Below are 19,200 nucleotides of genomic sequence, written 5' to 3' on the forward strand. Positions count from 1 at the left end.
AGCTAGAGCTGCGAATAAAACCGGCGTGCAGGCCACGGCAGGTTTTGTTGGCGATTCTTGCGCTATCGACGTTGTAACGAGGGTGTGACCTTCATGAGTGAGCAAAACCAAGGCCTCGCCGCTAACCCCAGCGATTGGCCGAAAGCGCTGTTTTATGTCGCGCTGCTGTTCTCCATCTTCCAGATCATCACCGCGGCCTTCCACCCGGTATCCAGCCAGATTCTGCGTGCCGTGCATGTGGGCTTTCTGCTGTTGGTGGTGTTTCTCTGTTTTCCCGCCCGTGGCAAGGAGCAGCCCTGGCAGCCGCTGGCTTGGCTACTGGGCCTGGCCGGCATGGCCACGGCGTTCTACCAGTGGTATTTCGAAGCCGATCTGATTCAGCGTTCCGGTGATCTGACCCAGAGCGACATGGTCGTCGGCCTGGTGCTGATCGTGCTGGTGTTTGAAGCCGCTCGGCGGGTGATGGGCATTGCCCTGCCGCTGATCTGCGCGCTGTTTCTCGCCTACGGCCTGTTCGGCCAGTACCTGCCGGGCGACCTGATGCACCGTGGCTATGCCATCGACCAGATCGTCAACCAGTTGGCCTTCGGCACCGAGGGCCTGTACGGCACGCCGACTTATGTATCGGCCACCTACATCTTCCTGTTTATTCTGTTCGGCGCGTTCCTTGAACAGGCCGGGATGATCAAGCTGTTCACCGATTTCGCCATGGGCCTGTTCGGCCACAAACTCGGCGGCCCGGCCAAGGTGTCGGTGGTGTCGTCGGCGCTGATGGGCACCATCACCGGTTCGGGCGTGGCCAACGTGGTGACTACCGGCCAGTTCACCATCCCGCTGATGAAGCGCTTCGGCTACAAGCCGGCGTTTGCCGGCGGCGTGGAAGCAACCTCGTCGATGGGCAGCCAGATCATGCCGCCGATCATGGGTGCGGTGGCCTTTATCATGGCCGAGACGATTAACGTGCCGTTCTTCGAGGTGGCCAAGGCCGCGCTGATTCCGGCGCTGCTGTATTTCGGTTCGGTGTTCTGGATGGTTCACCTGGAAGCCAAGCGCGCCAACCTGCGCGGCCTGCCCAAAGAGGAATGCCCGAACCCCTGGGCGGCGGTGAAACAGCGCTGGTACCTGCTGATTCCGCTGTTCATCCTGATCTACCTACTGTTCTCCGGGCGCACGCCGCTGTTCTCCGGCATGGTCGGTCTGGCCCTGACCGCGATTGTGATCCTCGGCTCGGCGATCATCCTGCGGGTGTCGTCCAAGGTCATGCGTTTTGCCTTCTGGATTGCCCTGGGCGTGCTCTGCGCCGGCTTCTTCCAGCTCGGCATCGGTGTGGTGTTTGGCGTGGTCGCGTTGCTGGTGGCGATCTGCTGGTTTATCAAAGGCGGCCGCGACACTCTGGTGATCTGCCTGCATGCGCTGGTGGAAGGTGCACGCCATGCCGTGCCGGTGGGCATTGCCTGCGCCCTGGTCGGGGTGATTATCGGTGTGGTCTCGCTGACCGGCGTGGCTTCGACCTTTGCCGGTTACATCCTCGCCATTGGCCAGGACAACCTGTTCCTCTCGCTGATCCTCACCATGCTTACCTGCCTGGTGCTGGGCATGGGCATCCCGACCATCCCCAACTACATCATCACCAGCTCGATTGCTGCGCCGGCGTTGCTGGAGCTGGGCGTGCCGCTGATCGTGTCACACATGTTCGTGTTCTATTTCGGCATCATGGCCGACCTCACGCCGCCGGTGGCGCTGGCCTGTTTCGCGGCCGCACCGATTGCCAAGGAAAGCGGCCTGAAGATCAGCCTGTGGGCGATTCGTATCGCCGTGGCCGGTTTCGTGGTGCCGTTTATGGCGGTCTATGAGCCGGCGCTGATGCTGCAGGGCGACAGCCTGTTGGCTACCCTCTATGTGGTGCTCAAGGCACTGCTGGCCATTGGCATCTGGGGCGTGGTGTTTACCGGTTACCTGCAGGCCAAACTGAGCTGGTGGGAGCGCGCGCTGGGCTTTGCCGCTGGCGCCAGCCTGATTCTGGCCACACCGATGAGTGACGAGATCGGCTTCGCCCTGGCGGCGCTGTTTATCGTCCAGCATGTCTGGCGTGCTCGTCGCGCTCAGCTGGCCACTGCATGATCGGCCTGTGCCTGGGTTTGGCGGGCGCGGTATGGGCAGAAGTGCCCACGCCCAGCTTTACCCTGGCCTGGACACACACCATCGAGAAAATTCGTTGGGAAGAGGATTACCGCGTGACGCCTGAGGGATTGCTCCTCGGCGAAGCGCGGGTCAAGGGTTCCGGGGCCGGTATGGAGATTCCAGACGGCGCCGAACTGCGCGAGGGCAGCTGGCATTACCAGCGTCAGCTACCCCCCTTGCAACCACTGCGTTTGGGGCGAACCCCCGAGGCAGGGGATTATCAACTGTGTTTCAACCAGCGTTGCCACTCGATGAGTGAATGGCTCGGCCCGCCACAAGCGACCCAGCCGGCGTTGGAACTCTGGAGCTGTGAGCAAAGCTCCCCGGCCGCCTCGGCGGCAGGCCAGGACGACAGCTAAGGCGGCGTCTGCTCCCGGGCCACAAGCCCTGGTTGTTGTAGAGGAGAACCCCCATTTGGCCCAGCCGGTGGGGGTTTTGTTCGTGTGGAGTAACGGTTAGCTTCAGCAGATTGACTGACAAGCAGGATGTTATGAGCACCATCACCTATTACCTGGACATGCAGCACCCCGAGCAGATCCGCGCCAAGCCGCTGCCGGCCGACCTGAGTGTGGTGGAGTGCCGGCTCAAACAGTTTCAGCTCAACCGCTTTCTCTACCAGTTGGTCGGCGAGCCCTGGCAGTGGACCGACAAACTCAGCTGGACGGACGCGCAGTGGCGCGAGCTGATCGAGCAGCCCCATCATCGCACCTGGGTGGCCTATCACCAGGGCGCCATCGCCGGTTACTACGAGCTGCTGCGCGATGCCGACGGCGCGGTGGAGATTCTCTATTTCGGCCTGGCTGAGGCCTTCTTCGGTCAGGGCTTTGGCGGCCCGTTGCTCACTCACGCGCTGCAGTCCGCCTGGGCCTGGCCGGGCACCACCAAGGTCTGGGTGCATACCTGCAGCCTCGATCACCCCAGTGCGTTGGCCAACTACCAGGCGCGCGGCCTGCGTATCTACCGTGAAGAGGTCGAGGCAGACGCTTCCTAAGAGGGTCTACGCTTGCAGGGTCGCCCGCTCATCTCAGGAGTCGATCATGCACCGCGGTGTCAGCAAACCTCTGTTTCTTAGCCTTTGCCTGCTGCCCCAATGGCCAGGGCGAAGGCGAGACGCGCTTTGTCAGCGACAAGGAGTTCACCTCAACGGTCAACGGCACCTTCGACGGCCAGAGCAGCAGCATGCAAAGCCAAGCGCGCTGGGTGACGGTGGATTGCGGAACCTTGCAGCCGCAATAAGCAGTCGAGGTGAGTTATTGGCCGCTAAGCGGGTCGCTAATGCCATGGCGGTCTTTGAGCATTTGCACCAGTTCGGCCTGACTGCTGAGGAAGGCGTCGAACTGCTTGACCACCTCGGGGTGGCGGATGCTCGACAGGAAGTAGTGGTCATCCTGGTAGGGCAGTTTGGGGTCGAACACCAGGCTTTTTTCCGCGCTGTTGTAGAACTGGTGCTGGATCACTTGTGGGTTGAGGTAAACGCCGTCGATCCGGTCGTTCATGGCCATGGCCAGTAGTGAGTCGATCTGGTTGGCCTGGATCAGCAGAATCTTGCCGGCCTTGATTTCATCCAGATAGGGCCAAGGGGTAAAGCCGCGCTGGGTGCCGAGGCGGTGTAAGCGTGCAGAGCCCTGGCCGAGAAACTCGGGCTTGACCAGTACGCCGTCTATCGCCGGTGCGGCGGCTTGGCTGTAGTGCAGCGCATAGCCTTTTTTCTGATCAGCGTTCCAGCGCGGGTTATCCGGGTATTTGAAATCTACCCGGTCGTTGAGAAATTCACTGAGCAGGCGCCGTACCGGCAGCGGTTGGTAGATAAATTCATGGCCCTGGTGCGCCGCAAAGGCGTCGAGCAAGTCGCGGCCATAGCCCAGGTATTGGCCGTCCTGCACGTTGGAATACGGCAGGTAGGGCTGCAGCTCAACCCCGACCTTGAAGGTCTCGGCCTGCGTCAGCGCAGCCAGGGTAAAGGGCAGGCAAGCCAGCAGCGTCAGCAATGCTCTCATCAGCGACTTCTCAAACAACGACCCCGAGCAGGCCATAGGCCAACCATAGCTAATTGCCTCGCCCAGCGGGAGGCAATGTGCGGAGAAAATCTGACTCAAAAGACCAAATAACCGCCGCATAACGGGCCGTAATGGCCGCCAATACTGGCCTTGCGCCTGCACGAATGTGCCATGGCTGTTACCCTGTACCCCGCAGCCGCCGGTTTGGTGGCTGTACGAGTAGGGCAATCCCGTCCTCGTGCGCGTAAAGCGTGCCACACGTCAAAGGAGTCCCCCATGGGTCAAAACCCTTCGTCTGACACGACCCCGCAACCAGAAGCGGCAACTCTGGACGGCATCCCGGCACCCACCGGCGACGCCAATCTGATCGACACTGATTACGTGATCGGTCAGGACAACATCAAAGGCAAGTTCCTGTTCAACCTGGACATCCACGGCAAGGTCTTCACCATCTCGGCAGTCGTCGCCGTGCTGTTCGTGGTGCTGACCCTGGCCCTGCAAACCCAGGTCGAGCCGCTGTTCAGCGCCCTGCGCGACTGGCTCACCCACCACATGGCCTGGTTCTTTATCGGCTCCGCGAACATCTTTGTGCTGCTCTGCCTCGGCCTGATCGTTTCCCCTCTGGGCAAAGTGCGCCTCGGCGGCATGGACGCAAAGCCGGATTACACCTACCTCGGCTGGTTCTCCATGCTGTTTGCCGCCGGGATGGGCATTGGCCTGATGTTCTATGGCGTCTCTGAGCCGATGTCGCACTTCAGTGCGGCCATGGGCGGTATCAGCGTTGGCGCAGATGGTGTGCGCACCGACTGGGCGCCGTTGGGCGGTGCGGCCGGTAATGCCGAAGAGGCCGTGCGCCTGGGCATGGCCGCAACCATCTTCCACTGGGGCCTGCACCCTTGGGCGATCTACGCCATTGTCGCCCTGTCGCTGGCGCTGTTCTCCTTCAACAAGGGCCTGCCGCTGTCGATTCGCTCGATCTTCTACCCGATTCTTGGTGAGCGGGTGTGGGGTTGGCCGGGCCATGTGATCGATATCCTCGCGGTGTTCGCCACCCTATTCGGTCTGGTCACCTCCCTCGGTTTGGGCGCAGAACAGGCCGCAGCAGGCGTCGAATACCTGTTCGGTATCAGTGCAACGGACACCAGCAAGGTGCTGCTGATTATCGTCGTCACCATCATCGCCCTGGTTTCGGTGGTTGCGGGGTTGGACAAGGGCGTCAAGCGCCTCTCCGAGCTGAACATGGGCTTGGCCATGGCCCTGCTGCTGTTTGTGATTATCGCCGGGCCGACCCTGGCGATTCTCACCGGCTTCTTCGACAACCTTCTGGCCTACCTGCAATACCTGCCCGCGCTGGCCAACCCGATTGGCCGGGAAGACGCCAACTTCAGCCAGGGCTGGACGGCCTTCTACTGGGCGTGGTGGATCAGCTGGTCGCCGTTCGTGGGCATGTTTATCGCCCGCGTCAGCCGTGGCCGTACCGTGCGCGAGTTCCTGGTTGCCGTCTTGCTGGTGCCGTCCCTGGTATCGGTGCTGTGGATGACCGCGTTTGGCGGCACCGCGATCAATCAGTTGCTGGTTGATGGTTTTACCGGCGCGCAGGAGGCCGGCCTGGAGCTGAAGCTGTTTAGCATGCTCGGTGAGATGCCGCTGACCAGCATCACCTCGCTGATCGGCATCGTCCTGGTGGTGGTGTTCTTTATCACCTCGTCGGACTCCGGCTCGCTGGTGATCGACACCATCACCGCCGGCGGCAAGGTCAATGCACCGACCCCGCAGCGGATTTTCTGGGCCAGCATCGAGGGCGTCATCGCCATCGCCCTGCTGCTCGGCGGCGGGCTGGTGGCCCTGCAGGCCATGGCGGTGTCGACGGGTTTGCCGTTTACCATCGTGCTGTTGGTGGGCTGTGTGTCCATCGTCAAAGGCTTGATGAGCGAACCGCGCTGACCCTTGCTGTTGAGTCGTACATGAGCGCGTCTTCGGGCGCGCTTTTTTATGCCCGGCGTTTGGGGGGCGTGGCGTCGGACACCTGTGCTGCTTGTCCCTTCGCTACTGCTGCTGAAGCCGCAGCCATTCTGCCGCCACGTCGCCCATTGTTTTGGGCGCCCCATCTTTTATCCACGCCATAAACGCGCGATTAAATTGGAAGCCAGGGCCGCAAGCTTGCGTCAAAAATCGGCGAACATTCTGCGTATTGCGATAGGTCGTAGTGACCGGTGTTTCTGCCGTTATCGTGTCGCTGTGCCAGTCGAAACTATTCATCCCGGTTTCTCGAAGTAGTCAATGCGGGCGCGGTTATTTGCAGGGTGTGTTCGGCTTATAAATCAATCGTGGTGGTGTGCGCCGCCCAAGTCGTTTCTGTGTCACTGCCTCAACTCCACAATTCCCCAACCGGCGTATCCAACGCATAGCGCGTCGCCACCTGTGCCTGCAGCAGCTCGGCGGTGGCCAGTGCATCGGTCAGCGCATGGTGCGCCTGGTACATCGGCAGGTTGTAACGCTGGCGGCTATCGGCCAAACGGATCGACACCGGCTGTCGGCCCAACCAGCCGGGTTGGCGTTTGGGGTACAGGCGTGCCTCCAGCTGCATGGTGTCGATAACCGGGAACTGCAAACCCTCACCGAGTTGCTGACGCAGCGCCTGGTCGAGAAAGCTGCGCTCGATAGTGCGGTAGTGCACCACCATCACCTTGCCGGCCATGGCGGTCAGCAGCTCGTCGAGAATCTGCCCCAGGCGCGGCGCGTGGCGGATGTCGGAGTGGGTGATGTGGTGAAAGGTCACCGATTCGCCGCTCAACTCGCTGGCCGGTTTGACCACCCAGTAGCGCGCCGCGCCGCAGCGGATGCGTTGCAGGGTAAAGGGCAGCAGGCCGAGGCTGACGATGGCGTGCTGGTTGGCGTCCAGGCCGGTGGTTTCCACGTCCAGGGCCAATAACGGCACCTGCTCCAGCGGAGTGTCGGCGGTTACGCAGCCGGCCTGGTAGAAGCTTTGCAGGCGCGGGTCGCGGGCGCTGGCGGCGAGTTCGGCAAACTGCGCGGCCCAGTCCAGCGCTTTAGCAGGCGCTGTCACCGTTTGTTGCTCGGTTGCGCGGGGTAGCGAAAGCGCAGGAATTTCTGCGCGTTGCTGAGCACCTGAAAGGCTTCCTTGAGGTTATGGCGATCACTGGCGGAGACTTTTTCCGGCTCGATGTAGTTGTTTGGCTGCGCGCCTTCGGCCGCCGCCATGGCCTGGTGGCGCACGCGCACCAGGCTGAGAAATTCCAGGGCGTAGCGCAATTGGCCGAGGGCTTCGGGTTGCAGTAGCTTGGTTTTGCCGATGGCGTCGAGGCGTTCCAGGGAGTTCTGCGCCTTGCTGCCGCAGGCCAGGGCGTGCACGCGGATCAGGTCGGTGAGCGGCGCGGTGCCACGGCCTTTGAGGTTGATGATGTGTTTCTGCTGGCCGTCGGTTTCCATCACAAAGGTGCGGAAGAAGCCCAGCGGCGGCGTGCGGTTAAGGGCGTTGCGCGCCAGGGCGGCGAGGAAGGCCGGGTTGCTGCTGGCTTTCTGCGCGAGCAGGTCTTTGAGGTTTTCCACCAGTTCGACCTCGCCATACACGCCGTCGAGGTCGAAGAAGATGCAGCTGTGCAGCAGGGTTTGCGGCTTGGGATTGTCGATCCATTGCTGGAAGTAATCGCGCCAGACACTCAGCGGCTGCCGCCACTGGGCATTGCTGGCCATGATGCCGCCCTTGCAGTAGCTGTAGCCGCAGGCGGCCAGGCCGTCGCTGACAAACTGGGCGAGGGCGGCGAAGTAGGCATCGTGCTGCGCCGGGTCGAAGCGGTCGTCGAGCACCAGGGCGTTGTCCTGATCGGTGACCAGCAGCTGTTCGTCGCGGGCCATGGAGCCGGCGACCATAAAGCAGTAGGGCACCGGCGGCGGGCCGAGTGTCTGCTCGGCCAGTTCCAGCAGGCGCTGGGTAAAGGCGCGGCCGATGCCGGCCATGGCACTGCCGACCATGTGCGCGGTGGCGTGGTCGTTGACCATGCGTATAAAGGTAGCGCGCAGGTCCGGCAGCAGGCTTTGCAGCCCGGCAACATCGGGCTGGTTGAAGATCGAGTTGACCAGATATAGGCTGCTCTGCGACTCGTAGCGGATGATGTCGCTGAGGTTGATGATGCCGATGGGCCGGCGCCGCTGCACCACCGGCAGGTAGTGGATGTTATGGCGCAGCATGGACAACATGGCATCGAAAACGCTGTCATCGGCTTGAATTGTGATGGGATTAGGCGACATCACCTCACTGACCGGCGTTGTGCTGTCCAGCCCCATGGCGAGTACGCGGGTGCGCAGGTCGCGGTCCGTGAGGATGCCCACCATGCCGGCAGCGGGCGTGCTGTCGTCGACGATCACCAGTGAGGATACGCTCTGCTCGGTCATCAGCTGGGCGGCCTGTTGCACTGAGGTGTGCGGGCTGGCGGTGACTGGTTGGCGCGAGATCAGCTTGCGTACTTTTATCTGGATCAGCTCGCTGGCCTGGCCCTGGCTTTCCACCGCCGACTTGAGTCGCGATTGGCCTTCGGCCTCGACGAATTCAGCAAAGCCATCGTGCTCTTCGCACAGCTGGGCAAACACAGTGGCGGGGATGAAGTAGATCAGGCTGTCTTCAATCGCCCGCGCCGGGAAACGCACTTTGTTGCTGCGCAACAGGCCGGCCTGGCCGAAGATATCGCCCTCGCTCAGACGGTTGTACAGTTCGCCGTTGCGTCGGTAGATTTCCACCGCGCCGCTGCGTACATAGTGCAGCTCGTGAATCGCAGCGCCATACAGCAGGATGTCTGTACCGGCCTTGAAGTACGCCACCTCAACCTGCCGGGCAATGGCGTCGAGGCTGTCATCGGGCAACGCATCGAAGGGCGGAAAGCGCTGCAGGTGATCGCGGATTTCCAGTAACTCGATCTGCATGGGGTGCCTCGCAGTGGCTGGCACTCAAGGATACGGCGATTGCTGGGTGCTGTCCGCCCTGCTGGCGTTACCGGGTGTGGCGGCAGGCGCAGTCGAAGCCAGCTAGGGTGTGAGGGGCGAACGGATAGCGCAGGCGTTCAGCGGGCTTTTATCAAGGAGTGGTTATGCACGGGGCAGGATTCTGGGTGGTGCTGGCGCTGCTGGTGGCGCTCGCTGGTTTGGCGATTTATTACTACAACCGCCTGGTGTTCAACCGCGCGCGGGTGGCTGAAGCGTGGAGTGGCATTGATGTGCAACTCAAGCGACGCGCCAGCCTGATTCCGGCACTGATCGAGTGCGTGCGCCAGTACATGAGCTACGAGCAGGGCACCCTGCAGGCGCTGGTGCAGGAGCGTATGCGTGCGGTGCAGCTGGCCGACTCGCCGCTGGGCGAGCGGGCGCCGGTGGAGGCGCATCTGGGTACTCAGCTGCGTCAGCTGTTTGCCCTGGTCGAGGATTACCCGGCGCTCAAGGCGGATGGTCAATTTCTCGACCTGCAACGCACCATCACCGAGGTCGAGAACCATATCCAGATGGCCCGGCGTTATTACAACGGCGCGGTGCGCGAGTTGAATGTGCTGGTGGAATCCGTACCGAGCAACCTAGTGGCGGGGCCTTTTGCCTTTACCCAGGCGGAGTACTTCAGTCTGGATGACCCGCGTGACGCCCAGTCGCCAAAAATGGAGTTTTGACATGCTGCGAGTGCTGCGTTTTGCCCTGTTGAGCCTGTGCCTGCTGCCACTGTGGGCCGCCGCTGCCGAGGTGATTGAAGACTTTGCCGTGACCCTGCAGGTGCAGGCGGACGGCAACCTGCTGGTGACCGAGCGGATTACCGTGCAGGCCGAGGGTGAGCAGATCAAGCGCGGCATCTACCGCGATCTGCCGGTCAGCTACAGCTTGCCCTTCGGCCTGTTACAGAGCAGCCCGATCACCTTGCTTGCGGTGAGCCGCGATGGTCAGGCGGAGCGGGCGCGGGTCGAGCAGAACGGCACCTGGGTGCGCTATTACCTCGGCTCGGCCAACCAGCTGCTGCAGCCGGGACGCTATCAGTACGAACTGCGTTACCGGGTTGAGCGCCAGCTGTTGCACCACCTCAATACCGATGAGCTGTACTGGAACGTCACCGGTAATCAGTGGGTCTTTCCGATTCTCCAGGCCTCGGTCGAGGTCAAACTGCCGCCGGGTGCGCGGATGGGGGATGTGGCCGCCTATACCGGAGCCGGCGGTGATCAGGGCAAGGCCTATGAGGTGCTCGAACAGCGGGACGACACTCTGCGCTTGACTACCACCCAAGCCTTGCCGGCCTACCACGGCCTGACGGTCGCCGTGGATTGGCCAGCCGGCCTGGTGGCGCGGCCGGGTCTAACGCAGCGCCTGGGCTCGGTGCTGCTGGATAACCTTGGCCTGTGCCTGGGCGCGCTGCTGCTGGTCGGGCTGGTGATTTTTTATCTGCGGGCCTGGGATCGGGTCGGCCGTGACCCCGAAAAAGGTCTGATCATTCCACTGTTCGAAGCTCCGAAAGGCATGAGCGCGGTGCAGGCTGGCTACCTCTGGCATCGCGGTTTCAAAGGGGCTTATCAGGATGCGCGGGCGTTCAGTGTGTGGCTCACCGATATGGCCATCCGCAAGCACCTGCATCTTGAAGACAAGCCGCGCGGTGGCGGTTTTAGCCTGGCCCGCGGCACGGGTGAGCGCGCTGACTTCAGTGAGGGTGATCGCGACCTGCGCAAGCGCCTGTTTCCCGCCAATAAGGAAGGCATCGCCCTGGAGATTGGCAGCGACTACGAGCCGCGCCTGGCCGATGCCGTGGCTGGGCTGAAAACCCAGCTGCAAACCCAGGGCAAGGCCTGGTTCAGCAATAACCGTGGCATCTGGACCTGGGGCCTGATCTGGGCGCTGGTTGGCTGCCTAGTAATGGTGCTGACCGGCGCGCGTAATGAGGACGATGTGGCTGTCGGCCTGGCCGGCGTGGTGTTCACCCTGGGCTTTGGCGTGCCGTGGCTGTTTGTGCTGTACATGGCCTGGAATCAGCCCAGCTTGGGCAAGCAGATCGGTCTGGGTCTGGCGGGGTTGATGTTTGTCTGGCCAGTGCCGATTGGCTTGTGGATGCTCAGTGATGCGGCGTCGGTGCCGGCCTTGCTGCTGCTCTGCGTGTATGTGCTGGTGGTGGTGCTGTTCTATTACCTGCTGCCGGCACCATCGGTTGAAGGGCGGCGACTGCTCGATCAGCTGGAAGGCTACCGTGACTACCTGCAACTGGCGGAAAGTGACGCACTGGCCCTGGCCGGCAATGCCCCGGCGATGAGCATTGCGCTGTACGAAAAGCACCTGCCTTACGCCATGGCCCTCGGTGTGGAGGACAAGTGGAGTGCGCGCTTCAGCACGGCGTTGGCTAATGGCTTGATCGACCCGGCGCAGCGTGACTATCAGCCCGACTGGTACCACAGCCGCAGCTCATTCAGCACACCGCTGGCCATGAGCGCCGCCCTGGCTGCCGGCCTTAGCAGCGCCACGGCACTGGCTTCATCGCCACCGTCGAGCAGCTCGTCAGGTGGGGGCGGTTCATCCGGCGGTGGTTCGTCAGGCGGTGGCGGCGGTGGCGGGGGAGGCGGCGGTTGGTAGAGAGCCAAGTGCTGCTGTAGGAGCCGGGCCATGCCCGCGATTCGCACGCATGGCGTGCTCCTACAGGTGTGCGGAAACTGTCACAACACTACGGCTTGCGCGTTTCCTGCAGCTTGGCCAGCAAGACTTCGCTTTTCTCTAGCTGCTCGGCTTCGCTGAGCTGCGGGTTTTCCAGCACGCTGTCGAGTTGTGCGATCAGCTCGCTCTGCCGGTTGATCCGCTCATCGAGTTTTTCCAGTTTGCGCTGGTTGTACCAGCTCCACAGTGCCAGGGCGCAGGCGGCCAGCACCACGGCGGTTAGCACGATAATCGTCAGGGTGTTCATCGCAGCTCCAGAGTTTTGCGCATCAGCATGCGCGGCAAGTTAACAGTGCCGCGCGTCACCGTCTGTGCCTGCTGCACAGAAAATCCCTGACCGGCAAAAAAAGCCTGGGCCACTAGGCTGGCTTCGGTAAACAGCTCGCGGGTGCCGGCCGCCCGCAGGCGCTGCTCAGCTGCGGCATACAAGGCGCTGGCCACACCCTGGCGGGCATAAGCGGGCGCGCAGTACAGCAGGTCGATATGCCCATCCAGGCTAAAGCCGATAAAGCCGGCTATGGCGCTGCCATCTTCGGCGATAAGCAACTCAAGTGACGCCAAACGTGTTTGCCAGACCGATAGGTATGCAACCTCGGGAGACCAGGCTTGTCGCTGCGCTGCGTCGTAGTGCTGAGTGGTCAACTGGCTGACCGATGCCTGAAACAGTGCGACCAGGGTGGGTAAATCCTGAGGTTGGTAGGCTCGCAGATGGATCATGGAGGGGCTGGGCATTCGGCGCGTCTGTCGCTATGAGTGCTAAGCATTGTCGGCGTGCAGCGGCGTATTGCTCAAGTGGATGGGTTGCGTCAGGGTTGGAGCTTTCAGGATTTATTCTTGTTCAGACTTTTCAGGCGTTGGCTGGCGCGCTGCACGGCGGCCATCTTTTCCGGGCGCTTCATGCGTTTCCATTGCTTGATCTCAGCCTTGCTGCGCCCGCAGCTCAGACACAGGTCACCACTCAACTGGCAGACGGAAATACAGGGGTTCTCAATCTCCTTGGCCATGCCTTAGTGCTTGCTCGAACGTTGGCGCGTCAGGCGTTGTTGCCAGTTGCCGCCGTCGACCCTCAGGCACTGTTGTTCATTGTCGAGGCGGACCTGGACGGCCGGGTTCTCGAGTGCAATGTCGGCGGCCTGCAAGGCGGCAGCGGTGAGTGCTTGCATCAGGCGCTCCTGGCCCTTGGCGATGGCGGCGTCCTGTTCCGCCTGGCTGGCGAACACCCAGATCACCCGCAGGCTGGCCGGGAAACGCTGGTAGTCGACGTCATGGGTCAGCCACTCGAAGCCGACAATCTCAGCCTTGGCGGCTTCGCAGGCGTCGGTGAGGGTCGCTGCCAGCGTCCGTTCGATTCGGCTTTGCTCGCGCTTGGTCAGGCTCATGGGGCTCCTTGTTGGTGTCGGGCGGCCGTACAGGATAACGCCTGGCCCATGGATTTATGCAGGTTGCTAAGCGGTGCACCGCCAGCAACCTACCGAACAGCATGTGATTAGTCTGTCGCGGTCTGGCCGGGCATGCTTGCCTCGGTGCGCAAGCGCTCGACCAGCTCAGCCAGCGTCAGGCTGCCGAGGTTGTCGCCAGCGCGGCTGCGCAGGGTGACGCGGCCTTCGGCTTTTTCCTGCTCGCCGATGACCAGCAGGTAGGGCACTTTCTGCAGGGTGGCTTCGCGGATTTTGTAGCCGATTTTCTCGTTACGCAGGTCGGCTGCCGCGCGCAGGCCGGCGCGCTTGAGTCTGGCCAGCACCTGGCGGGCAAAGTCGTTCTGGCCTTCGGAGATGGTCAGCACCACAGCCTGCTGCGGCGCCAGCCACAGCGGGAACAGGCCGCTGTATTGCTCGATCAGGATGCCGGTAAAGCGCTCCAGCGAGCCGAACAGGGCACGGTGCAACATCACCGGACGTTCGTGTTCGCCCTGTTCGTTGACGTAGCTGATGTCGAAGCGCTCTGGCAGGTTGAGGTCCACCTGCAAGGTGCCGCACTGCCAGTCGCGGCCGATCGCATCGCGCAGCACGAACTCCAGTTTCGGCCCGTAGAAGGCGCCTTCGCCGGGGTTGAGCTGGTAGTCGATGTTCATCCGTTGCAGCGCGCCGGACAGTGCGCCTTCCAGTTGATCCCAGGTGGCGTCGCTGCCGATGCGGTTGGCCGGGCGGGTGGACAGCTTGACCGCCACTTCGTTGAAGCCGAAGTCGCGGTAGATGGCGAACACCAGGGCGATGGTGTCGGCGCATTCCTGCTCCATCTGCGCTGCGGTGCAGAAGATGTGCGCATCGTCCTGGGTGAAGTGACGCACGCGCAGCAGGCCGTGCAGCGCGCCGGAGGGTTCGTAGCGGTGCACCTTGCCGAATTCGGCCATGCGCAGCGGCAGGTCGCGGTAGCTCTTCAGGCCACGGGCGTAGAGCGCCACCGCGCCGGGGCAGTTCATTGGTTTGAGGGCGAACACGCGTTCGTCTTCGGTGGTGGTGGTGAACATGGCCTCGCGGTAGTTGAACCAGTGCCCGGAGGTTTCCCAGAGGCTGCGGTCCATCACGTCCGGGGTGTTGACCTCGACATAGCCGGCGGCGTCCTGCTGCTGGCGCATGTAGTTGATCAGCTGTTGGAAAAGCGTCCAGCCCTTGGGGTGCCAGAACACCGAGCCGGGGGCGCAGTCGTCGAAGTGGAACAGGTCGAGCTGGGCGCCGAGCTTGCGGTGGTCGCGTTTGCCGGCTTCTTCCAGGCGGGTGAGGTAGGCCTTGAGTTCTTTCGGCGTCGCCCAGCAGGTGCCGTAGATACGTTGCAGCGCGGCGTTTTTCGCATCGCCGCGCCAGTAGGCACCGGCCACCTTGGTCAGCTTGAACGCCTGCAGATGGCCGGTGCGCGGAATATGCGGGCCGCGGCAGAGGTCTTCGAAGTCGCCCTGGCGGTACAGCGACAGCATCTCGCCTGCGGGAATGTCGCGGATCAGCTCGGCCTTGTAGTGCTCGCCTTGGGCCTCGAAATGGGCGATGGCTTCATCACGCGGCAGCTCGCGGCGGCTGACCGGCAGATCGGCAGCGGCCAGCTCCAACATGCGCGCTTCGATGCGTTCGAGATCGTCGGGGGTAAAGGGCCGCTCGAAGGCAAAGTCGTAAAAAAAGCCGTCTTCGATCACCGGGCCGATGGTCACCTGAGCGCTCGGGTACAGCTGCTTTACGGCCATGGCCAGCAGGTGCGCGCAGGAGTGGCGCAGCAGCTCGAGACCTTCGCTGTCGCGGGCGGTGATCAGGCTGAGCTGGGCGTCGTGGTCAATCAGGGCGCTGGTGTCGATCAGTTGGCCATTCAGACGGCCAGCCAATGCGGCTTTGGCCAGACCGGGGCCGATATCGGCTGCTACCTCGGCCACGCTTAGCGGGTGGGAATAATGACGTTGGCTGCCGTCGGGCAGGGTGATGCTGGGCATATCGGTTCTCTAATCAGGGTCGGTTAAAGGTGAAATTCGTAGGGTGGGTTAGCGGCGCAAAGGCGCAGCTATGGCGGCCACCACTTAGTCCGTGCGCCGCGTAACCCACCATTGGTGCAACGCAGGGATATCGCCTGGTGGGTTACGCGGCGCGCCACGATGGCGGTGTCTGATCGTTTGTAGCTTGGCGCCGCTAACCCACCCTACAAAGCGGTCTTATTCGGTCGTTTTTCAGCCGCGCTGGTAGCGCAGCGGCAAGCCCTCGCAGTCGTCCTGCACCTGGCCGTCATGCCAGGCCAGTTGGCCGGAAACGATGGTGGTGCGCACTGCATGGCGGAAGGCGCGGCCCTTGAAGGGTGTCCAGCCGCAGTGGGCGAGCGTTGGGTCGGCTTCCACCGGGCGCGGTTCGCGCAGGCGCTCGATCAGGGTCAGGTCGGCCCAGTAGCCTTCGCGCAGGTAGCCGCGCTGCTCGATGGCAAAACGCTGCGCCACGGCATGACTGGTTTTCTCGACCAAGGTGCTCAGGGGCAGCAGGCCGTCCGCCACCAGTTCCAGTAGGGCGGGCAGAGCGTGTTGCACCAGCGGCAGGCCGGACGGCGCCTGCAGGTAGGGGCGCTGTTTTTCTTCCAGGGTGTGCGGGGCGTGGTCGGTGCCGATGATGTCCAACCGCCCACACAGCAGGGCCTGGCGCAGGGCATCGCGGTCGGCCTGGGTCTTGATCGCCGGGTTGCACTTGATCAGGTGGCCGAGCGCTGCGTAGTCGCGGTCATCGAAATACAGGTGGTGCGCGCAGACCTCGGCGGTGATCTGCTTGCCGGCCAGGGGGCCTGGCTGGAACAGGCTCAGCTCGCGGGCGGTGGTGATGTGCAGCACGTGCAGCTGGGTGTCAAAGCGCTGCGCCAGGCTGACGGCGAGGCTGGAGGACTGGTAGCAGGCCTCGGTATCTCGGATTAGCGGATGCTGCTCGGCGGGAATCTGCTCGCCGTACTGTGCCTGCCATTGCTGTTCGCGTTCGCGGATGCGCGGCGTGTTTTCGCAGTGGGTGAGGAGGATGGTCGGGCAATCGCGGAACAGCCGTTCCAGCGAGGGCAGGTCATCGACCAGCATGTTGCCGGTGCTGGCGCCCATAAACACCTTAACTGCTGCCACGCGTTTGGGGTCGAGCGCGGCGACGATGTCGAGGTTGTCCTGGCTGACGCCAAAGTGGAAACCGAAGTTGGTTTTCGAGCAGTTGGCGGCGCGCCGCTCTTTGGCTTCCAACACCTCCAGGTTAAGGGTCGGCGGGTTGGTGTTGGGCATGTCCATGACGCTGGTGATGCCGCCGGCCACGGCCGCCCGCGATTCCGTGGCGAAGCTGCCCTTGTTCGGCGCACCGGGATCACGGAAGTGCACCTGATCGTCGATCATCCCCGGCAGCAGAAATTGCCCGGCGGCGTCGATCTCAACCGTGGCATTCACGCCGGTCAGGCTGCTGACGATTTTCTCTATACGGCCGTGGCGCACTGACAAGTCGGCCTCAAACTCACGGCCTTCGTTTACCAGGCGCGCGTTGCGGATCAGCAGGTCAGTCATGGTGATGCTCTCGCGGGCAGTGTGTATGGGGCAGTGGGACCGGGTCGTAGCCGCCCGGATGCCAGGGATGGCAGCGCAATAAGCGGCGCAGGGCCAGCCAACTGCCGCGCAGCGCGCCGTAGCGTTCCAGTGCTTCGACGGCGTATTGCGAACAGCTGGGGTGGAAGCGGCAGCGCGGCCCGAGCAACGGGCTGATCAGGTACTGATAAAACCGCACCAGGCCCAGCAGCAGGCGTTTCATTGCGGCACGCTAATCACGCTCACCTGCGCGTCGCGGATGGCGTTGTAAAAGCAGTTGGGTCGGCCGGTGTGGCAGGCCGGGCCCTGTTGCTCAACGAGCAGCAGCAGGGCGTCGCCGTCGCAGTCCAGCCGCGCTTCGATCAGCCGTTGCCGGTGGCCGCTGGTTTCGCCCTTGCGCCACAGTTGCTGGCGCGAGCGCGACCAGTAACAGACCTGGCCGCTGGCGAGGGTTTCTTCCAGCGCGGTGCGGTTCATCCAGGCCAGCATCAGCACCTCGCCGTTGTCGTGTTGCTGGGCGATGGCGGCGATCAGGCCTTCAGCATTCCAGGGGATGGCCTCCAGCACGGCGGCCAGCGGGCGGCTCTCGTCCAGTCCGGCCTGCTCCAGTTCAAGCCATAGGCTCATGGGTTGAGCGCGGCCAGCAGGGTGTCGAGGTTGTACTTGTACATGCCTAGGTAGGTGCTGGCAGGGCCTTCGTTGGCCAGGGCATCGGAGTACAGGGTGCCGCCGATCTTGGCTCCAGCCTCGTTCGCGATCTGCTCAATCAGGCGAGGATCGCGGATGTTTTCCACAAACACGGCTTTTACTCCGTCGGCGCGAATCTGCCGGATCAGTGCGGCCACTTCGGCGGCCGAGGGCTCGTCTGCAGTGCTCAGGCCCTGGGGTGCGATAAATTTCAGGCCGTAGGCCTGGCCCAGGTAAGCGAAGGCGTCATGGCTGGTGATGATGGTGCGCTGCGCCGGGGGCAACTGGCCCAAACCGGTCTTGGCTTCTGCTAGCAGGCTGCGGATCTGCGTCAGGTAGGCATCGCGCCCGGCGTTGTAATGCGCGGCGTTGTTCGGGTCGGCCTGGACCAGCGCCTTGGCGATGTTCTGCACGTAAATTTCGGCATTGGCCAGGTTCTGCCAGGCATGCGGGTCGGCTACCTGCTGACCGTCCTCATCGAGCATCAGCGGCAGCACTCCGGCGCTGGCATCAATGCGTGTGCCAGGCGCTTCGCTGCTGTCGATTAGGCGCGCCAGCCACGGCTCGAAGCCCATGCCGTTGGCGATAATCAGGTCGGCGGCGAACACCGCTTTGGCGTCTTCGGCGCTGGGTTGGTAGATGTGAGCGTCGGCATCGGCACCGACAAGATTGCGAAGCTCTAGCTTATCTCCGGCAATTTGCTGGGTAATGTCGGCCAAAATGCTGAAGCTGGTAACAACCTTGAGTTTGTCCTCGGCGTTGGCGCAAAGGCTAAGGCTTAGGGTTAGCAGGGCAATCAGGATGCGCATGGTGGTTCCTCAATGAGCAGGCGATAAACGGAGTTGGCGGCGCAGCAGGCCATTTAGCGGCCCGAGCAGTACGGAACAGATGTAGGCCAGGCCAGCGAGCAGCACGATGCACGGGCCGCTCGGCAGGTTGGCGTAGTAGGAGAGCAGCAGCCCAAGCCAGACGCAGACCGCGCCGGTGAGTGCGGCGAGCAGCAACATGCGCGGCAGGCGGCGGCTCCAGAAACGTGCGGCGGCTGCTGGCAACATCATCAGCCCGACCACCATCAGCGCGCCGATGGCCTGAAAACCGACCACTAAATTGAGCACCACCAAACCCAGAAACAGACCGTAGGCCAGCGGCCCGAAGCGGCTGACCCCGCCGAGAAACAGTGGGTCGAGGCTGTCCATCAGCAGCCAGCGGTAAATCAGGGCGAGCAGCAACAGGCTGCCGATGGACACCAGCAACATGCCGTTCAGGGTGGGCGGGTCCACGGCCAGCACCGAGCCGAACAGCAGGTGCAGCAGGTCGAGCTTGTTCCCGGCCAGACCCAGCAGCAACACGCCGCTGGCCAGCGAAATCGGGTAAATGGCGGCCAGGCTGGCGTCTTCACGCAGGCCGGTGCGCCGCGTCACCCAGGCGGCGATTCCGGCCATGCCAAGGCCAGCGACCAGCCCGCCAATCGTCAACGCTGGCAGGCTCAGGCCAAACAGCCAGAAGCCCACTGCCGCGCCAGGCAAGATGCCGTGGGCAATCGCATCGCCCATCAGGCTCAAGCGCCGCAACACCAGAAACACACCCAGTGGTGCGGCACTGATCGCCAGCGCCACGCCGCCCAGTAACGCGCGGCGCATAAAGGCGAACTCGACG

General features: G+C 62.9%; 21 protein-coding genes. 7 read left to right on the forward strand and 14 right to left on the reverse strand.

What is annotated here, in order from left to right; translation table 11 throughout:
• Positions 1–93 precede the first annotated feature (93 nt).
• From HBN63_RS13250 to HBN63_RS13265, 4 genes are all read left to right on the forward strand, one after another.
• Positions 94–2,121 carry a TRAP transporter permease gene (locus tag HBN63_RS13250; protein WP_170049742.1) on the forward strand — a complete coding sequence of 676 codons (2,028 nt, stop codon included), beginning with the start codon at positions 94–96 and terminating at the stop codon, positions 2,119–2,121.
• Positions 2,118–2,540: a DUF1850 domain-containing protein gene (locus HBN63_RS13255; protein ID WP_160086264.1), complete on the forward strand. Its 423-nt coding sequence runs from the start codon at positions 2,118–2,120 to the stop codon at positions 2,538–2,540. The genes HBN63_RS13250 and HBN63_RS13255 overlap by 4 nt, the downstream gene beginning before the upstream one ends.
• A gap of 131 nt (positions 2,541–2,671) precedes the next feature.
• On the forward strand, positions 2,672–3,172 hold the full coding sequence (locus HBN63_RS13260; protein WP_170049743.1) for a GNAT family N-acetyltransferase: 501 nt from the start codon (positions 2,672–2,674) through the stop codon (positions 3,170–3,172).
• Between the two features lie 56 nt (positions 3,173–3,228).
• Positions 3,229–3,417, forward strand: a complete 189-nt coding sequence (locus HBN63_RS13265; protein ID WP_170049744.1) for a DUF3617 family protein — start codon at positions 3,229–3,231, stop codon at positions 3,415–3,417.
• Between the two features lie 14 nt (positions 3,418–3,431).
• Here HBN63_RS13265 and HBN63_RS13270 read toward each other — a convergent pair whose 3' ends face one another.
• The gene (locus HBN63_RS13270) at positions 3,432–4,178 is read right to left on the reverse strand and encodes an ABC transporter substrate-binding protein (RefSeq protein WP_170049745.1); all 747 of its coding nucleotides are present in this window, start codon (positions 4,176–4,178) and stop codon (positions 3,432–3,434) included.
• A gap of 276 nt (positions 4,179–4,454) precedes the next feature.
• On the opposite strand from HBN63_RS13270, the gene HBN63_RS13275 reads away from it, so the two are divergent.
• Positions 4,455–6,122, forward strand: coding sequence for a BCCT family transporter (locus HBN63_RS13275; protein ID WP_167145820.1), 1,668 nt, complete (start codon positions 4,455–4,457; stop codon positions 6,120–6,122).
• Between the two features lie 102 nt (positions 6,123–6,224).
• Here HBN63_RS13275 and HBN63_RS13280 read toward each other — a convergent pair whose 3' ends face one another.
• The 3 genes from HBN63_RS13280 to HBN63_RS13290 form a co-directional block, all read right to left on the reverse strand.
• Positions 6,225–6,437, reverse strand: coding sequence for a DUF6434 domain-containing protein (locus HBN63_RS13280; RefSeq protein WP_170049746.1), 213 nt, complete (start codon positions 6,435–6,437; stop codon positions 6,225–6,227).
• A gap of 109 nt (positions 6,438–6,546) precedes the next feature.
• Complete coding sequence (locus HBN63_RS13285; RefSeq protein ID WP_170049747.1) at positions 6,547–7,245, reverse strand: 3'-5' exonuclease; 699 nt, start codon at positions 7,243–7,245, stop codon at positions 6,547–6,549.
• Positions 7,242–9,116: a DUF294 nucleotidyltransferase-like domain-containing protein gene (locus tag HBN63_RS13290; RefSeq protein ID WP_170049748.1), complete on the reverse strand. Its 1,875-nt coding sequence runs from the start codon at positions 9,114–9,116 to the stop codon at positions 7,242–7,244. The genes HBN63_RS13285 and HBN63_RS13290 overlap by 4 nt, the downstream gene beginning before the upstream one ends.
• Before the next feature lie 164 nt (positions 9,117–9,280).
• Between HBN63_RS13290 and HBN63_RS13295 the strand changes: the two genes are divergently transcribed.
• Positions 9,281–9,847 (forward strand): LemA family protein, encoded by a 567-nt coding sequence (locus tag HBN63_RS13295; protein WP_170049749.1) that lies wholly within the window; start codon positions 9,281–9,283, stop codon positions 9,845–9,847.
• Position 9,848: 1 nt separating this feature from the next.
• Positions 9,849–11,777, forward strand: coding sequence for a DUF2207 domain-containing protein (locus HBN63_RS13300; protein WP_170049750.1), 1,929 nt, complete (start codon positions 9,849–9,851; stop codon positions 11,775–11,777).
• An 88-nt stretch (positions 11,778–11,865) separates the two neighbouring features.
• Here HBN63_RS13300 and HBN63_RS13305 read toward each other — a convergent pair whose 3' ends face one another.
• From HBN63_RS13305 to HBN63_RS13350, 10 genes are all read right to left on the reverse strand, one after another.
• Positions 11,866–12,102, reverse strand: coding sequence for a hypothetical protein (locus tag HBN63_RS13305; protein WP_170049751.1), 237 nt, complete (start codon positions 12,100–12,102; stop codon positions 11,866–11,868).
• The gene (locus tag HBN63_RS13310) at positions 12,099–12,572 is read right to left on the reverse strand and encodes a GNAT family N-acetyltransferase (RefSeq protein ID WP_170049752.1); all 474 of its coding nucleotides are present in this window, start codon (positions 12,570–12,572) and stop codon (positions 12,099–12,101) included. Before HBN63_RS13310 ends, HBN63_RS13305 begins: the two co-directional genes overlap by 4 nt.
• Positions 12,573–12,676: 104 nt before the next feature.
• Positions 12,677–12,859, reverse strand: coding sequence for a DUF1289 domain-containing protein (locus HBN63_RS13315; RefSeq protein ID WP_160086244.1), 183 nt, complete (start codon positions 12,857–12,859; stop codon positions 12,677–12,679).
• Positions 12,860–12,862: 3 nt separating this feature from the next.
• Positions 12,863–13,234: a hypothetical protein gene (locus tag HBN63_RS13320; RefSeq protein ID WP_170049753.1), complete on the reverse strand. Its 372-nt coding sequence runs from the start codon at positions 13,232–13,234 to the stop codon at positions 12,863–12,865.
• 107 nt (positions 13,235–13,341) lie between these two features.
• Complete coding sequence (thrS, locus tag HBN63_RS13325) at positions 13,342–15,267, reverse strand: threonine--tRNA ligase (RefSeq protein WP_170049754.1); 1,926 nt, start codon at positions 15,265–15,267, stop codon at positions 13,342–13,344.
• Positions 15,268–15,498: 231 nt separating this feature from the next.
• Complete coding sequence (locus tag HBN63_RS13330) at positions 15,499–16,839, reverse strand: dihydroorotase (protein WP_170049755.1); 1,341 nt, start codon at positions 16,837–16,839, stop codon at positions 15,499–15,501.
• A complete protein-coding gene (yidD, locus tag HBN63_RS13335; protein WP_167144170.1) occupies positions 16,832–17,080 on the reverse strand; it encodes a membrane protein insertion efficiency factor YidD in 249 nt (82 codons plus the stop codon). Before yidD ends, HBN63_RS13330 begins: the two co-directional genes overlap by 8 nt.
• The gene (gene hisI, locus HBN63_RS13340; protein WP_170049756.1) at positions 17,077–17,484 is read right to left on the reverse strand and encodes a phosphoribosyl-AMP cyclohydrolase; all 408 of its coding nucleotides are present in this window, start codon (positions 17,482–17,484) and stop codon (positions 17,077–17,079) included. Before hisI ends, yidD begins: the two co-directional genes overlap by 4 nt.
• The gene (locus HBN63_RS13345) at positions 17,481–18,353 is read right to left on the reverse strand and encodes a metal ABC transporter substrate-binding protein (protein WP_170049757.1); all 873 of its coding nucleotides are present in this window, start codon (positions 18,351–18,353) and stop codon (positions 17,481–17,483) included. Before HBN63_RS13345 ends, hisI begins: the two co-directional genes overlap by 4 nt.
• A 9-nt stretch (positions 18,354–18,362) precedes the next feature.
• On the reverse strand, positions 18,363–19,184 hold the full coding sequence (locus tag HBN63_RS13350) for a metal ABC transporter permease (RefSeq protein WP_160090072.1): 822 nt from the start codon (positions 19,182–19,184) through the stop codon (positions 18,363–18,365).
• Positions 19,185–19,200 lie beyond the last annotated feature (16 nt).

Source organism: Pseudomonas sp. WS 5011, assembly GCF_012985775.1.
In the GTDB taxonomy this organism is placed as follows: Bacteria; Pseudomonadota; Gammaproteobacteria; order Pseudomonadales; family Pseudomonadaceae; genus Aquipseudomonas; species Aquipseudomonas peli.

Excerpts from the sequence above, each read along its gene's own strand:
- HBN63_RS13300 (WP_170049750.1), top strand. The coding sequence starts at position 9,849 with ATGCTGCGAGTGCTGCGTTTTGCCCTGTTGAGCCTGTGCCTGCTGCCA.
- HBN63_RS13250 (WP_170049742.1), top strand. The coding sequence starts at position 94 with ATGAGTGAGCAAAACCAAGGCCTCGCCGCTAACCCCAGCGATTGGCCG.
- HBN63_RS13290 (WP_170049748.1), bottom strand. The coding sequence starts at position 9,116 with ATGCAGATCGAGTTACTGGAAATCCGCGATCACCTGCAGCGCTTTCCG.
- HBN63_RS13350 (WP_160090072.1), bottom strand. The coding sequence starts at position 19,184 with ATGCGCCGCGCGTTACTGGGCGGCGTGGCGCTGGCGATCAGTGCCGCA.
- HBN63_RS13260 (WP_170049743.1), top strand. The coding sequence starts at position 2,672 with ATGAGCACCATCACCTATTACCTGGACATGCAGCACCCCGAGCAGATC.
- HBN63_RS13315 (WP_160086244.1), bottom strand. The coding sequence starts at position 12,859 with ATGGCCAAGGAGATTGAGAACCCCTGTATTTCCGTCTGCCAGTTGAGT.
- HBN63_RS13310 (WP_170049752.1), bottom strand. The coding sequence starts at position 12,572 with ATGATCCATCTGCGAGCCTACCAACCTCAGGATTTACCCACCCTGGTC.
- HBN63_RS13305 (WP_170049751.1), bottom strand. The coding sequence starts at position 12,102 with ATGAACACCCTGACGATTATCGTGCTAACCGCCGTGGTGCTGGCCGCC.
- HBN63_RS13280 (WP_170049746.1), bottom strand. The coding sequence starts at position 6,437 with ATGAATAGTTTCGACTGGCACAGCGACACGATAACGGCAGAAACACCG.
- HBN63_RS13255 (WP_160086264.1), top strand. The coding sequence starts at position 2,118 with ATGATCGGCCTGTGCCTGGGTTTGGCGGGCGCGGTATGGGCAGAAGTG.
- yidD (WP_167144170.1), bottom strand. The coding sequence starts at position 17,080 with ATGAAACGCCTGCTGCTGGGCCTGGTGCGGTTTTATCAGTACCTGATC.
- HBN63_RS13330 (WP_170049755.1), bottom strand. The coding sequence starts at position 16,839 with ATGACTGACCTGCTGATCCGCAACGCGCGCCTGGTAAACGAAGGCCGT.
- HBN63_RS13275 (WP_167145820.1), top strand. The coding sequence starts at position 4,455 with ATGGGTCAAAACCCTTCGTCTGACACGACCCCGCAACCAGAAGCGGCA.
- HBN63_RS13270 (WP_170049745.1), bottom strand. The coding sequence starts at position 4,178 with ATGAGAGCATTGCTGACGCTGCTGGCTTGCCTGCCCTTTACCCTGGCT.
- HBN63_RS13295 (WP_170049749.1), top strand. The coding sequence starts at position 9,281 with ATGCACGGGGCAGGATTCTGGGTGGTGCTGGCGCTGCTGGTGGCGCTC.
- thrS (WP_170049754.1), bottom strand. The coding sequence starts at position 15,267 with ATGCCCAGCATCACCCTGCCCGACGGCAGCCAACGTCATTATTCCCAC.
- hisI (WP_170049756.1), bottom strand. The coding sequence starts at position 17,484 with ATGAGCCTATGGCTTGAACTGGAGCAGGCCGGACTGGACGAGAGCCGC.
- HBN63_RS13320 (WP_170049753.1), bottom strand. The coding sequence starts at position 13,234 with ATGAGCCTGACCAAGCGCGAGCAAAGCCGAATCGAACGGACGCTGGCA.
- HBN63_RS13345 (WP_170049757.1), bottom strand. The coding sequence starts at position 18,353 with ATGCGCATCCTGATTGCCCTGCTAACCCTAAGCCTTAGCCTTTGCGCC.